The organism is Nonomuraea sp. NPDC049709 (assembly GCF_040674815.1).
GTDB lineage: Bacteria > Actinomycetota > Actinomycetes > Streptosporangiales > Streptosporangiaceae > Nonomuraea.
In genome coordinates, this window is the sequence record NZ_JBFANM010000100.1 from 1 (window position 1) to 13694 (window position 13694).

Here is a 13694-nt window from a genome sequence, read left to right on the forward strand (position 1 = left end):
GCCCCCCCCACACTGGGGGGGGGGGCCCCCGCCCGGCCCCGCCCCCCCCGGGACCTATATCACGAGATCAGTGGCAGAGAGCGACACTGAGGTTGCTGGGCTTGCCGGAGTGGCAGGAGAGAACGGTCAACGTGCTGCCGCCGCTGGCCACGTCGCTGGCCGCGGGAGCCTCAAGACCCTGCAGGTCGAGAAGTACCATGTCGTACACCTCCTTCCGTGGTGTGGTCGGGGACAGGCCGCTCGGGTGCGGCCTCGAGGAACGGCAGATGGCAGGGCCGCTCGCCCAGCACTGCACCGAGGGCGAAGAGCACGCCGGCCGTTCCGGTCGCGAAATCCATGGACAGGCGCAGGAGCTGGTCACCGGGGAAGGCCAGCCCGCCGCCGTACGGGAGCGCGTGCCACCGCAGCCCCTTCACCAGCTCGGGGAGGTCGCCGGCGCCCGCGGCGAGCATCCCCGCCCGGCCGGTGAACAGCCCCGCCTGCACGAAGAAGCCCGCGCGGCCGGCGAGCCGCAACTCGGTCAGCGCCGTCGCGAACGCCTCGTCGTGCCGGTGCCGCAGGTAGCGCTCCAGCACCAGGGCGATGCCCGCGGACCCCTCGTCCAGGTACGGCAGCAGCCGCCACCCCTGGTTCACCTGGAGCGAGCCGTCCTCGGAGTGCCGGCAGCGCCGCAGGTCCTGCCGCAGCGCGGTGGCCGCCAGGTCGAGCAGCGCCGCGTCGCCGGTGCGCTCGTAGGCGTGCAGGAACAACAGTGCGGGGCCCGAGGAGCCGTGCATGAGCCCGGCGCGCGGGCCGGCGCCGCCGCTGATGTCGGGCACGGGGGTGTCGAGCCGCCCGGCGCAGATGTCCACCGCGCGCAGGGCGAGGTCGGTGCGGCCGAAGCGGAGCAGGTTCAGCCCGATGCCGGACAGGCCCGAGATGAGGGCCGATTCCAGGCGCTCCCACTTCTCGCGCAGGCAGACGTCGATCAGATCGTTCGCGTCCTGGTCGTGTCCGAGCAGGCCGAGGACGTACGCGATGCCGTGCAGGCCGTCGTACAGGCCGAGGCCGGAGCCCTGGGCCGGGCGGCGGGCGCGCTCGCGCAACCAGCGCTCGTACTCGGGGTAGGGACCGAGCCCGGCGCAGGCGAGGGCGAAGAGCACGCCGGCCGCGCCGTGGGCCAGGTCGAGCCCGCCACCGGGGCGGAACTGGGCCACGTCGCCGGGGAACAGGCGGTCGTCCCGCTCCGGCGTGGCGCTGGCCAGGACGGCCCTGGCCATGGCGTCGCGCAGCTCCGGCCAGCCGGCCGTCCCGGGCATGGGCAAGGGGGTGGCGTCCGGAGTGATGTCCGGGGCGCTGCCCGCGATGGTCGAGACGGCCTCGTCGATCATGGTTCCGGGCACGGGGAAGGTCTCCTTGACGATCTCCCCCAGGTGCGCCACCTTCGGCCGGTGCAACGGCAGCATGATCGTGCACTGCGGGGCGAACAGGCCCAGGCGCAGGCAGGCCAGCGCGTACCGGTCCACGTCCACGCCCTGCCGGTCGGCGGGCGGGGCGAAGGCGGGGTGGGCGAGCGCGGCGCGGCCCTGGTCGCCGGCGAGCGTGGCGACCTCGAAGTCGATCAGCGCCACCCGGCCGTCGTCGGCCAGCAGGATGTTGTCGGGGTGCAGGTCGCCGAAGACCACGTCGCGCTCGTGCAGCGAGCCGACCGCCCGCGTCACCTCGTCGAGGGTCTCGACGGCCCAGGAGGTGTACTCGGCGAGGTCCCGCTCGGTGCAGGTGGCGCGGGTCAGCGGGTAGCGGTGCACCAGCCGCCGCTGGAGCGGCGTGCCGTCCACGAACTCCATGACGAGGAAGTGGTGCTCGCCCAGCGTGAAGTAGCCGCGCAGCGCGGGGGCGGCCGGCAGCCCGGACAGCCGTTCGAGGATGTCGCGCTCGTGCTCGATCCGGCTGACGGCGTCGCGCCCGGCCGCGTCCAGCCCGGCGTGCGGCCTGGCCTCCTTGAGCACCACCTGCTCCCCCGAGCGCTTGTCGCGGGCGAGGTAGACGCCGCCGCCGTTGGAGAAGTGCAGGACGCGCTCGATGTCGTACAGCAGCCCGGTCGTCGTCACGGCGTTGCGCGCGGCGAGCTGCGGCTCCAGGAAGGCGGGCAGCGTCGTCCACGGCGGCACCGAGAACGTGGCGCCCCGCACGTCGGGCACGAGCCTGCCGTCGCCGTCCTCGACGGCCAGCACGCGCTCGCCGGAAGGGGACAGGCAGTGGCGCTCGGCGAAACCGCCGTACCTGACGAACAGCGGGCCGGTGCCGTAGCGCAGGTCGCTCAGGATGTACGGCCCGCGCACGTCGCGCAGGAGCTCGTCGAGCTCCTTGAGCACGAGTTCGAGCTGGGCCTCGTCCCTCGGATAGACGGTGATCAGCTTGCCGCTGGAGGCCCTGGAGGCGGCCTTGGAGTTGACCATGACGAGCACGGGCAGACCGCGCAGGAACTTGAACGCGATACCACGCGGCAGGCAATAATCCCATACTGCGGCAATGGCTTTCTCGGCGTCCGGCACGCGGGCCGACACGTGAATCTTCCATCCCTGGGCGGGAAGGGGCGGCTCATTGTCGGGGGCGTAGTAACACCAGGTGTCCGTCAGGGCGGTGGACCAGCCGGCGGGCAGGGACCTGCGCAGAATGGGAAAGTCGGCGTCCGCGGCCGTGCTGTGCTCGAGGGTGTCGTAGAAACACGGGTCCACAAGGCAATACAGCTCGTACTTGTCCATCTGGCGGGGACCTCCAGGGCGATGTGTCTAGAGCTTCCCGCCGGCGACGCCATTCGGCTAGTCATATAATGCATTGCCGATGCGTGGCTATTGAATTTCGCTTTGTTAATTCCTCACCAATGACCGGGCGCCGGTTATTTCTTTCGTGGCACGTATACGCTGAACGTGAACTGCCCGGACCTGGAGGAGGTCGCCTCCAGCCAGCCGCCGAGGCCGGAGACGCGCTCGGCCAGGTTCAGCAGGCCCTGGCCGGCCTCGTCGGGGCGGCGCGGCGGGCGCACGCCGTCGTTCCTGATCGTCAGGCGGACCAACTGGTCGCGTTCCAGCAGGTGGACGGAGCACTGGCGGGCCTCGGCGTGCCTGAGCACGTTCGTCACCCCCTCGCGCAGGGCGTGCGTGAGCGCCTCCTCCACCCCGGCCGGCAGGTCGCGGCAGGACACCCTGATCTGGCAGCGCACCCGTACGGACTCCAGCAGCGACCGCGCCGAGCCCAGCTCCGCCGCCAGCGAGGAGCTGCGCAGGCCGTGGGCCACGGCCCGGACGTCGGCGGACAGGTTGCGCAGCAGCTCCAGCACCTCGCTCACCTCGTCCCGTGCCTTAGCGTCCCGCTCGGCCACCAGCCGGTCCAGGAGCTGCGTCTTCAGCACCAGCACCGTGAGCCGGTGGCCGACCAGGTCGTGCAGGTCCCGGGTGAAGCGGCGGCGCTCCAGCGCGACGGCCCTGCGCATGACCTCGGTACGCGCCTCGCCCAGCCGCCGGGCCCGCCCGGTGAGCGTCACCACGGCGTACTCGGCGATGCCGACCAGCGGGGCCGCGACCGCCCAGAGCGGATGGATCGTCGCCGGCTCCGGCGCGGCCAGCACCACCGGCCCGCACGCCAGCGCCAGCGCGACCAGCACGATCGAGCGGATCCGGCCGGCCATCACCAGCAGGGCGCCCGTCAGCAGCCCGCACACCGGGGTCCACGCCGCCCCGAACACCGTCAGCGGCAGGTACGTCAGCCACGCCTGCACCGCCACGATCCACCACCCGCTCGCGCGACGCGCGGGGATCTCGGTGACGAACTTGACGTGCAGCACCAGCAGCACGAGCAGCGTCATGACCCCCTCGGCCAGCATCCCCGCACCGGACAGCCCGATCACCACCGGAGCCGCCAGCCCGACGATCCCCGCCACCAGGCCGAGTCCGCCCACCCAGTACGGAGACGACAGGTCGTCGAGCTCGGCACGCGCCCGGGACAGGAGTCCACGGTGTGTGTCCTTCACCTCACCCCCGGTGCGTATCGGGTCCACCACGGTCTCGACACGGCTCGCCGCATCGCCAGAGCGCCCACCGTTTTGCAACGTTCCTCTAATCGACCCGATCAGCGTCGCCCGTGTAAAGGTCATTTCCGCTTTTGGACAGCCCTGACTGCCTGTTGACCCGTTCAGTGGCCATGGCATTCGGGTCATAGGGTGAACGGTATGGATTACACGCGACTTGGTAACACGGGCTTGCAGGTGTCGAGAGTTTGCCTGGGCATGATGAGCTACGGCGATCCCAAGAGGCAGGAATGGGCGCTGGCGCGGGAGGAGGCCGAGCCCCTCGTCCGCCGGGCCGCGGACGCGGGAGTGACGTTCTTCGACACCGCCGACATCTACAGCGCGGGCGCGAGCGAGGTCGTGACCGGCGAGGTGCTGCGCGCCATCTTCGGCCGGCGCGAAGATTACGTGCTGGCCACCAAGGTGTATTTCCCGATGAGCCGGAGCCGCAACGACCGAGGGCTGTCCCGCAAGCACATCCTCGACTCCATCGACGCCTCGCTCAGACGGCTCGGCACCGACTACGTGGACCTCTACCAGATCCACCGCTGGGACGACGAGACGCCCATCGAGGAGACCATGGAGGCGCTGAACGACGTGGTCAGGGCGGGCAAGGCCCGCTACCTGGGCGCTTCCAGCATGTGGGCCTGGCAGTTCGCCAAGGCGCAGCACGCGGCCGCGGCCAACGGCTGGACGAAGTTCGTCTCCATGCAGAACCACTACAACCTCCTCTACCGGGAGGAGGAGCGCGAGATGCTGCCGCTCTGCGCCGACCAGGGCGTGGGCGTGATCCCGTGGAGCCCGCTGGCCCGCGGCGTGCTGGCCAGGGCCGGCTCGTCCGCCACCACGGCCAGGGCGGGGTCGGACGAGCGGATCGATCACCTGTACGACCCGGAGAACGACAAGCTGATCATCGACCGGGTGGCGCAGGTGTCCACGGACCGCGGCCTGCCCGCCGCGCAGATCGCGCTGGCCTGGCTGCTGCACCGCGGCGTCACCGCGCCGATCGTGGGCGCCACGAAGGAGCGGCACGTGGACGACGCCGTGGCGGCCGTGTCGGTGTCGCTGTCGGAGGAGGAGATGGCGTTCCTGGAGGCGCCGTACCGTCCGCGCGAGATGCGCTTCTAGGCGGGGCTGCGAGACGGCGGCCAGTCGGTTGGCAGGCGGGGATTGTCGGCCGGGGATCCTAAGGTATGGGCATGCGGGCAAATGAGGAGGCGGCGGCGGCGCTGCAGGAATACGCGGAGCTGTTCGCGCTCTGCGGCGGCGACGCCTTCCGGGTGCGGAGCTACCAGAAGGCGGCCAAGGCGATCGCCGGGTTCCCCGAGGACATCTCGGTGACCGACGTGCGCGGCGTCCCCGGGGTGGGCGAGGCGATCGCCAAGAAGATGGAGGAGTTCCTGCAGCGCGGGAGCTTCCGGCAGCTCGACGACCTGCGGGGCCGCGTGCCCGAGGGCGTGCGGCGGCTGACCCGGGTGCCGACGCTGGGCCCCAAGACGGCGATCATGCTGTTCGAGGACTACGGCATCGACTCCACCACGGCGCTGAGCGAGGCGATCACCTCCGGGCGCCTCGACGGCGTCAAGGGCCTGGGCCCGAAGACCCTGGCCAACCTGCTCAAGGGCATCGAGCAACTGGAGCAGTCCGGCCGCCGGGTGCACATCGGCATCGCGATGTCCCTGGCCGAGCAGGTGATGGCCGCGCTGAAGGCCGAGCGCATCGCGTACGCGGGGTCGCTGCGGCGGATGAAGGACACGATCGGCGACATCGACATCCTCGCGGTGGCGCCCGAGTCCATCATGGAAGACTTCCGCACCCAGCCCTACGTCGCCGACGTGATCGCCGCCGGCGACAAGAAGACCTCGATCCGCACCACGTCCGGCCTCCAGGTGGACCTGCGCGTGGTGCCGGCCGGGTCGTGGGGCGCGGCCATGCAATACTTCACCGGCTCCAAGGAGCACAACGTCGCCATCAGGGAGATGGCGGTGAAGAAGGGCTGGAAGCTGTCCGAGTACGGGCTGTTCGAGGGCGAACGGGTGATCGCCGCCGAGTCCGAGGAGGACATCTACGCCGCGCTCGGCATGCAGTACGTACCACCGCCGATGCGCGAGGACGGCGGGGAGGTCAAGGCGGCGCTCAAGGGCGAGCTGCCGGTCCTCGTGGAGCTGGCCGACCTCAAGGGCGACCTGCACACCCACACCAACCTGACCGACGGCATCGCCTCGCTGGAGGACATGGTGGCGGCCGGCCATGCCCGCGGCTACGCCTACTACGCGGTCACCGACCACGCGCCCGACCTGGCGATGCAGCGCATGACCCTGGACAAGGCGCTGGAGCAGCGGGGCCGGGTGGCCGAGCTGCAAGCGAAATATCCCGACATGCGGCTCCTGCACGGCACCGAGCTCAACATCGCCCCCGACGGCTCGGTGGACTGGCCCGGGGAGATCCTGCGGGAGTTCGACGTGTGCGTGGCATCGGTGCACTCGCACTTCGGGCTGTCCCGCGACGACATGACCCGCCGCTTCATCGCCGCCTGCGAGAACCCGTACGTCGACATCATCGGCCACCCCACGACCCGCAAGATCGGCAAGCGGGAGCAGGTGGACGCCGACTGGGAGGCCGTCTTCCGCGCGGCTGCCAGGACCGGCACCGCCATGGAGATCGACTCCTTCCCCGACCGCTCCGACCTGCCGTCCGATCTGGTGCGGCTGGCCAAGCACCATGGGGTGAAGTTCTCGATCGACAGCGACTCGCACGCGATCCCGCATCTGGCGAACCAGCGGTTCGGGGTGGGGATCGCGCAACGGTCCTGGCTCACCACGGACGACGTCATCAACACCTGGCCCCTGGACCGGCTCCGCACCTTCCTGGGCCGCTGACCACCCACGGCCGTCCCGACGAACTTACGGCCCCGCCCGCCGAGGGTCCGCCCGGGAGCCCGGGCCGACCTTCCCCGGCCCTGGCCGGAACGCACGCCCTTCGAACCCCTCGACCCGAACCCCACACGCCAGCCCCGCCTACGGTCCTCGCTGATGGGCAAGGACCGCGTGCGGCGGGGCCGCATGGGGTGGGTCCATGTGCGGCGGGGCCATGTGCGGCGGGCCATGTGCGGCGGGACGTGCGCGACCGCGCAAGGACCGTAATAAGGGGCCTCGCCGGAGGGGCTGGAACGTGTTCACCCGATCACCCGCTCCAGGGTTGAAGACGGTCACGCCAAACCCAGAGCCCCTTGTGCTCACCGCTCTTGAGCCGCACCCAGTGCTCGGGGCCCCGGCCTATGGCGGCGCAGGTGGCGCGAACGGGCTCCTTGGGGGGAACGAGCTCGCCCTTCTTCCCGAACTCCTTACCGGGACCCAGCCTGACGGGTGCCGCTTCGTCCGTCTCGTTGACGTAGTGGCAGGTCGGCGACTGGTGCGTGCCGGCTGCCAGGGGTGTGCCGACCGCCAGGGGTGTGGCAACCGCCGGGGCAGGTGGGGCGGCGGCGAAGGGGGTGAGGGCGAGGGCGGCGCTGGTGAGGGCGGCACTGGTGAGGATGCGGTTCACGGTTCCCATGCATGGTCTCCTTCCGCCGGGCATACCTCACGGGGCTCCCTTCTCGTAAATCACGACTTAATGCCATAAATCTGGACATTTTGCCGAAACCTGGAGGCGGCGGCCGGCGAGGAGAGGCAGTCGGAGCCGAGCAACCCCTGGCAGGCGGCGTGCACAGGTAGCGCCCACCGCCCACTCAGGACACCACCACCGCAACCGCGAGGCTGATCACCAGGTCCCACCGCCACGTGCGCCGGTCACAACTCCCAACTTCTCCCGCCGCAGATACGACCCGGAAACACCCTCCGCCCAGCAAATCTCTTACAGACCGAAGGCTCCGCCCTCGACCAGGATGAGCGCCCCTATGCCGATCAGCACAATCGGCAACAGGACATGACCCCATCGACTCAGCGCCCGCGCGACGACCGGCCGGGTGGCGAGGAACCGGCCGGCGGCACACCACACGGCGACCAGGGCCAGGAAGACGACGATGTAGACGCTCATCGAGCCGGCCCCCGCCGTGGCGAACACCGGGACGTACACACCGATGTTGTCACCGCCGTTGGCGAAGGTGACCGCAGCGACCTCCAGCACCTTCGGCCCACCGGCGTGCTCTTCACCGCGCACCTCTTCACCGCCGTCGCGCCGCTCCTTCCACGCCTGCCAAGCCGCCTTGAGCCCGAGGGCAAGCGGGAGCAGGCCCAGGTAGGGCAGGACGGGTTCGGGCAGGAAGGTCGCGCCGAAGGCGGCGGCCGCAGCCACCGCCAGAATGCCGAGGAAGCCGAGGTACTGTCCGGCCACCACCCGCGCCGCCGCGCCCCGACGTCCGGTCCCCTGGGAGAAGAACAACGCCAAGACCAAGATGTCGTCGATGTTGGTGACGGCGAACAACCCAGCTGCCTGCCCGACAACGCCCACATTCACGCCAGGTTCTTCCCTCTCGCTCCGATTCGCCCTGGCGACCCTACCGGCCACATACGCAACGGACGCCGCCACCATCGACGACGGAGAAGACTCAAACCACGCCACCCATCACCCCACCAGCACACACTGACGGTCGCGCCCACCCCGCACACCGACGGTTGTGTCCACCCCGCACGCTGACGGTCACCCCACCCACCAAGGGCGACCGTGCTCCCAACCCACACAGATCGACCGGCACGCCAAGCGGCGGTGCGGCGGGGCGGCGCGTGCACACTGACCGTCACTGCCACCACCAGCTCATGCCAGCACCCCTGAGCTCCACCCTCAGAATGACAAACCCTGGTCGGATGTGGCCCGCCCGAGAATACGAGAGAGTGTCCTCGCCACCTCGCACCCCACCGAAGGAAGACCTGGAGGATACACTCCGTGCCCAAGAAGTCGCGCAAGCTCTGGACGCGCATTCTCGCGGTGCTCACAGCCCTGCTCGCCGTGGCCATCGCCGGGGTGACCCTGGCCTACCCCTCCGTGGCCGCGACCACCTGCCCCGGCTGCTACGGCCTGACCGAGCTGGAGGAGTCCGTCTACACGGAAGGCGGCCTGACGGATGCGCAGAAGACACAGGTGAAGCAGGTGGTGCGGGAGGCCCGCCAGCGGATCACCAGCTTCTACGGCCGCCAGACAAGCTCGCCCGGCCTGCTCATCTGTGTCACGGAAGCCTGTTATGAGCGCATCGGCGGCGGAAGGGAGCGCGGCATAGCGGTTCTCAACAGAGCGGTGATGCTGTCGCCGAGAGGCCTCAACGCGGTGATCGCCTCGCACGAGATGTCCCACGTCGAGCTGCACACCCGGCTCACGTCCGGGGCCGAGGAGGTTCCCCAGTGGTTCGACGAGGGCCTGGCGGTGGTGGTCTCCAACGACGCCCGCTACCTCGCCCCGCAGACGCAGCCGGACCGCTGCCTCACAGAGCCGTCCGGCCCCCTCCCGACCACCCTTGAGGAGTGGTTGACGGCCGCGAGCAAGGACGCCGGCACCTACGCCAAGTCGGCCTGCCAGGTAAGTCGCTGGCTCCGCGACAACGGGCAGGGCGCAGGCCTCCTGAGGCTGATCGACCGCCTCAATGCAGGCGAGCCATTCACCGCAATCGTCACCCCCACCTGACCCACCAACACGGCCCACCCACACCACACCCCCTGACAAGCCCGTCCTACTCCAGCCACCAGCCCGCCGGTTGGTTTGACCTCGTGCTCGGGTATGCCTCCCCGGCTCGGGTAGAGGTCCAGGGCTACGGGTTGGTTCTGCACCACGACGGCCAGTGGAACGTTCCCGTGCCGATACGCCAGATTTTGGCAATGGAGGATGCGGCCGGACAGCGCGAGGAGATTAAATGGTTTCCAGGTAGGAAATAGGTACTACGAGGTGATGCTCCATGAAGCAAGCCACGGCGACGATCGTGAAGCCACTGCCCGACCACCTGTTCAAGGTCCACGGCAACAGCGCCGAGATGCGCTGGGAGTCCATGGCAGGGCTGGGCTACCACACCCCGAACGACCGGTTCTTCGTGCGGAACCACACCTTCACCCCGCTCATCGACGTCACCACCTGGCGACTGCGCGTGCACGGGGCGGGAGTGCGATGTCCGCGCGAGTTCGGCTATGAGGATCTGCGGGCCATGCCCTCGCGTACGTTCGACATGGCGATCGAGTGCGCGGGCAACGGACGGCGGTTCTACCGGACGCAGCAGCACGACGGCGCACCCGGAACGCAGTGGGGGCTGGGAGCCGTCGGGGTGGCGCGGTGGCGGGGAGTGCCGCTGAAGCATCTGCTCAAGGAGGTCGGAGTGCTGCCAGGGGCGGTGGACGTGTTGCCCACCGGGCTCGACGCGCCGTTCGAGGATCATGGGCACGTGCGCAGGCCGCTTCCCATCGACAAGGCCATGGACGACGTCCTCGTCGCCTACGAAATGAACGGCGTTCCACTGCCGCCCGACCACGGATTTCCGGTGCGGCTGGTGGTGCCGGGATGGGTGGGAATAGCCTCCATCAAATGGCTCGGCGACCTGGAAGTTTCAACGACGAAGCTCTTCACGCCCTGGAACACGGTCTTTTACCCCGACGTCACGACGCAGCCGGTGAAGAGCGCATTCGAGCTTCCCTGGAATGCGCGCCTGCCCCTCCCCGGGCCACACGTACTGCGCGGGCGGTCCTGGTCGGGCCGGGGCAGGATCGTACGGGTGGAGGTCAGCGTCGACGGCGGTCTCCACTGGCGCGAGGCCGAACACCACGGGCAACACCTGGTCAGCGCGTGGCTCCCCTGGCACGTCGAGTGGGCTCCGCAGCGTACGGGGACACGGTTGCTCATGGCACGCGCCACCGACGAGACCGGCGCCACGCAACCTCTCACCACGCCCCGGCACCCGTTCGGCTACCACTTCGACGCTGTCGTGCAACACCCGATTCACGTGGTCAATGGGTAGGGAATTGTCACTTCACCCGGCTGAGCTGGAGGTTTTCTAAACGCGTGCACGGCCCATCGGAATTCATCTGGAAGACTCGCGCAGAAACCTTCCGGAAATCCCGCCGTGTGATGCTTCCGACAATCAAGGGAAAAGGAGAGCCGATGCGCCAGCTGACCGCACTCGACGCCCAGTTCCTCAATATCGAAACGGCGACGACCGCCGCGCACGTGGCAGGACTGGCGCTGCTCGACTCTGCGGACGGCTCGGTCACCAGGGACGCACTGGCCGAGCTCCTGCTGGATCGCCTTCACCTCTCTCCCGCGCTCAGCCTGCGCGTGGCGGAGGTGCCGCTCGGGCTGGACCTCCCCTACTGGGCCGCCGATCCCGACTTCGACATCGACAACCATCTGTTCGAGATGGCGCTCCCCGAACCGGGGGACGACTGGCAGCTGGCCGAGGCCGTCGCGGAGATCCACGCCCGTCGGCTCGACCGGGCGCATCCGCTGTGGGAGATGCATCTGATCAACGGGCTGATCGGTGGCAAGGTGGCCGTCTATACGAAGGTGCACCATGCCGCCATCGACGGCATCTCGGGCGCGGAAACCCTCGCCACCCTGCTCGACCTGACCCCGGACGGTCATCTGACCCGCAGACGCAGCCCCGACCCGGTGACCCGCAGCCCTGACCCGGAGACCGGGAGCACCGATGCCACCGTGGCCGAGGCGCGCACCACAAAGAGCGGGACGCGGCCGGCAACCGGCACCGGCGCGGCACCCAAGGCACTCTCCACCACCACCATCGCCACCGCAGCCACCCCCACCGCTGTCATCTCCGGCTCCGCCACCTCCATCCCCGCCAGCACCGCCGCCGTCGGCGCTTCCGCCGCCACCGCCATGCCCATCCCCGCTACCACCGCCTCCGCTGCCGCCCCCATCCCCGCCATCGCCAGCACCGCCGCCGTCGCTTCCTCGGGCGTCGCGCCACGTGACGGTGCCTGCCCCGGCGTTGACACGGCCTGCTGTGACGTCGCCGCGCCTCGCGACAGTGGCAGTTCCCATGGCGAGGTTCAGCACGTGGACCAGCCGTACGACGCTCCCGGCCTGGTCGGAATGCTCGCCGGGGCCGCTGTGCGTACGGTCACGCACCCCGTACGGGCCGTCCAGTCGGTGGTGCGGGCGGCTGGGGACCTGGACGCGATTCCGGTCGTCGGCGGCCTGCCCGGGGCGAAGCTGATCGCCAAGGCCGCTCGCGTGGTGGCGCGCGATCAGCAGCGCCGTCCCGACCTGCCCAGCCTCGCCGTCCCCCGCACCCCGCTGAACGGCCCCATCAGCGCCCGCCGTCACCTGTCCTTCGGGTCCCTGTCGCTCAAGGACATCAAGAAGGTCGCCAAGGCCAACGGCATGAGCGTCAACGACGTCGTCATGGCCCTCTGCACGTCGGCCCTGCGCTCGTGGTTGCGCGAGCGTGACGCGCTGCCGGAGGAGCCGTTGATCGTGGCCGTGCCCGTGGCGGTCCGCAAGGCCAAGGCGAAGGACCTGGTCGGCAACCAGATCTCGGCCATGGTCGCCCCCATGCCGACGAACGTCCCCGACCCCAAGGAGCGGTTGCAGGCGGTCGGTGCCGTGATGGGGAGGGCGAAGCGGCGGTTCGCGCTGGCTCCGGCAACCTGGCTGAGCGAGCTGTGCTCGGTGCTGCCCGCGCCGGTTACGAGCCTGGCGACGCCGGCGCTCTTCCGGCTGGCGGGGCTGGCGTTCCCGCCGATCAACCTCATCATCAGCAACGTCCCGGGCCCGCAGTTCCCGCTGTACCTGTGTGGCGGCAGGGTCCTGTCCTACTATCCGATGTCCGTGCTGACCGACATGAGCGGTGGCCTGAACATCACCTGCTTCTCCTACGACGGCATGCTCGACTTCGGCATCGTGGCCTGCCCCGAGCGGATGGATGACGTGTGGGGGCTGCTGGACCACCTGTGTACGGCGCTGGACGAGTTGCTAGACGAGCGAGTGGGCGATGAGTTCCGCGACGGCGTCCGGGTCGATCTGGTGGCCGGTTAGCTGGCAGAGGTTCTCCTGGTAGAGCAGGACGGCGGCGAACGTGGCCGCCGCCACCTCCAGCCGCGCCGCGTCCCCGCGCGTACCGGGCAGGGCCAGCTCCAGCGCGAACCTGGCACGCCTGACCAACTCACCGTTGAGGCGGCCGAGCCGTTCCTTGACGGAACGGTGCGTGTCGGCCTCGCGGAACAGGATGCGCCGCATCGCCGGTGAGGCGCGCAGCGGCAGGCCCCGGGCCAGCCGGGACAGCGTTCCGGCCGGGTCGCCGGGGACCGCGTCGACCTCGCGTCCCTCTTCGACCGTGGTGCGCTCGTAGACGAGGGCCACCAGTACGTCGACCTTGCGCGGGAAGTACTGGGAGATCAGGTCTTTGGGGACCTTTGCCAGCTTTGCGATGACCGCGGTTGGGGTGGCCTCGTAGCCACCGCCCGCGAACAGCTCCTCCGCCGCGTCCAAGATGCGCGTCCGCGCGTCACCGATCGCCACCACCACAGCTCGCACCTTAATGCGGCCGGGGGTGCATCGCCATGCCGGGCGCGCGAGAGCCCTCTGCCGTGTCGTGCCCTGTCACGCCGTGGCGGGACGGCGAGGGGGGCCGAGCGCGGTCCGGGCGCGGGCCGGGCCCAAACCCGGCGGTGTCCGGGCGCGGTCCGAGCCCCAACTCGGCGGGGTCCCGGCGTGGTCCCGG

Annotated in this window: 11 protein-coding genes; 5 read left to right on the plus strand and 6 right to left on the minus strand. The window is 70.0% G+C overall.

The window, feature by feature from the left end:
- Positions 1-67: 67 nt before the first annotated feature.
- From AB0J69_RS53850 to AB0J69_RS53860, 3 genes are all read right to left on the minus strand, one after another.
- Entirely contained in the window at positions 68-199 is a 132-nt protein-coding gene (locus AB0J69_RS53850) for a SapB/AmfS family lanthipeptide (RefSeq protein WP_103955008.1), read from the minus strand.
- Positions 171-2744 (minus strand): class III lanthionine synthetase LanKC, encoded by a 2574-nt coding sequence (gene lanKC, locus AB0J69_RS53855; protein ID WP_364135366.1) that lies wholly within the window; start codon positions 2742-2744, stop codon positions 171-173. Before lanKC ends, AB0J69_RS53850 begins: the two co-directional genes overlap by 29 nt.
- 134 nt (positions 2745-2878) lie before the next feature.
- Positions 2879-4009, minus strand: coding sequence for a histidine kinase (locus AB0J69_RS53860; protein WP_364135369.1), 1131 nt, complete (start codon positions 4007-4009; stop codon positions 2879-2881).
- Between the two features lie 198 nt (positions 4010-4207).
- On the opposite strand from AB0J69_RS53860, the gene AB0J69_RS53865 reads away from it, so the two are divergent.
- Together AB0J69_RS53865 and polX are read left to right on the plus strand one after the other, a co-directional pair.
- Complete coding sequence (locus AB0J69_RS53865) at positions 4208-5173, plus strand: aldo/keto reductase (protein ID WP_364135372.1); 966 nt, start codon at positions 4208-4210, stop codon at positions 5171-5173.
- Between the two features lie 71 nt (positions 5174-5244).
- Entirely contained in the window at positions 5245-6924 is a 1680-nt protein-coding gene (polX, locus tag AB0J69_RS53870; RefSeq protein WP_364135373.1) for a DNA polymerase/3'-5' exonuclease PolX, read from the plus strand.
- Between the two features lie 304 nt (positions 6925-7228).
- Here polX and AB0J69_RS53875 read toward each other — a convergent pair whose 3' ends face one another.
- The gene (locus AB0J69_RS53875) at positions 7229-7597 is read right to left on the minus strand and encodes a hypothetical protein (RefSeq protein WP_364135375.1); all 369 of its coding nucleotides are present in this window, start codon (positions 7595-7597) and stop codon (positions 7229-7231) included.
- Positions 7598-7897: 300 nt separating this feature from the next.
- Positions 7898-8500 (minus strand): cadmium resistance transporter, encoded by a 603-nt coding sequence (locus AB0J69_RS53880; protein ID WP_364135450.1) that lies wholly within the window; start codon positions 8498-8500, stop codon positions 7898-7900.
- Positions 8501-8926: 426 nt separating this feature from the next.
- Here AB0J69_RS53880 and AB0J69_RS53885 point away from each other — a divergent pair, with 426 nt between their 5' ends.
- The 3 genes from AB0J69_RS53885 (at position 8927) to AB0J69_RS53895 (ending at position 13009) form a co-directional block, all read left to right on the plus strand.
- Positions 8927-9658, plus strand: a complete 732-nt coding sequence (locus tag AB0J69_RS53885) for a hypothetical protein (RefSeq protein WP_364135377.1) — start codon at positions 8927-8929, stop codon at positions 9656-9658.
- Positions 9659-9926: 268 nt separating this feature from the next.
- Positions 9927-10973, plus strand: a complete 1047-nt coding sequence (locus AB0J69_RS53890) for a sulfite oxidase (RefSeq protein ID WP_364135380.1) — start codon at positions 9927-9929, stop codon at positions 10971-10973.
- A 143-nt stretch (positions 10974-11116) separates the two neighbouring features.
- Entirely contained in the window at positions 11117-13009 is a 1893-nt protein-coding gene (locus AB0J69_RS53895) for a wax ester/triacylglycerol synthase domain-containing protein (protein ID WP_364135383.1), read from the plus strand.
- Here AB0J69_RS53895 and AB0J69_RS53900 read toward each other — a convergent pair.
- Positions 12947-13498, minus strand: coding sequence for a helix-turn-helix domain-containing protein (locus AB0J69_RS53900; protein WP_364135386.1), 552 nt, complete (start codon positions 13496-13498; stop codon positions 12947-12949). The two genes, AB0J69_RS53895 and AB0J69_RS53900, sit on opposite strands and share 63 nt — an antisense overlap.
- Between the last annotated feature and the right edge of the window lie 196 nt (positions 13499-13694).

What these genes read in the sequence shown, in the direction of transcription:
- AB0J69_RS53850 (WP_103955008.1), bottom strand. Translation starts at nt 199, where the DNA reads ATGGTACTTCTCGACCTGCAGGGTCTTGAGGCTCCCGCGGCCAGCGAC.
- lanKC (WP_364135366.1), bottom strand. Translation starts at nt 2,744, where the DNA reads ATGGACAAGTACGAGCTGTATTGCCTTGTGGACCCGTGTTTCTACGAC.
- AB0J69_RS53865 (WP_364135372.1), top strand. Translation starts at nt 4,208, where the DNA reads ATGGATTACACGCGACTTGGTAACACGGGCTTGCAGGTGTCGAGAGTT.
- polX (WP_364135373.1), top strand. Translation starts at nt 5,245, where the DNA reads ATGCGGGCAAATGAGGAGGCGGCGGCGGCGCTGCAGGAATACGCGGAG.
- AB0J69_RS53875 (WP_364135375.1), bottom strand. Translation starts at nt 7,597, where the DNA reads ATGGGAACCGTGAACCGCATCCTCACCAGTGCCGCCCTCACCAGCGCC.
- AB0J69_RS53890 (WP_364135380.1), top strand. Translation starts at nt 9,927, where the DNA reads ATGAAGCAAGCCACGGCGACGATCGTGAAGCCACTGCCCGACCACCTG.
- AB0J69_RS53895 (WP_364135383.1), top strand. Translation starts at nt 11,117, where the DNA reads ATGCGCCAGCTGACCGCACTCGACGCCCAGTTCCTCAATATCGAAACG.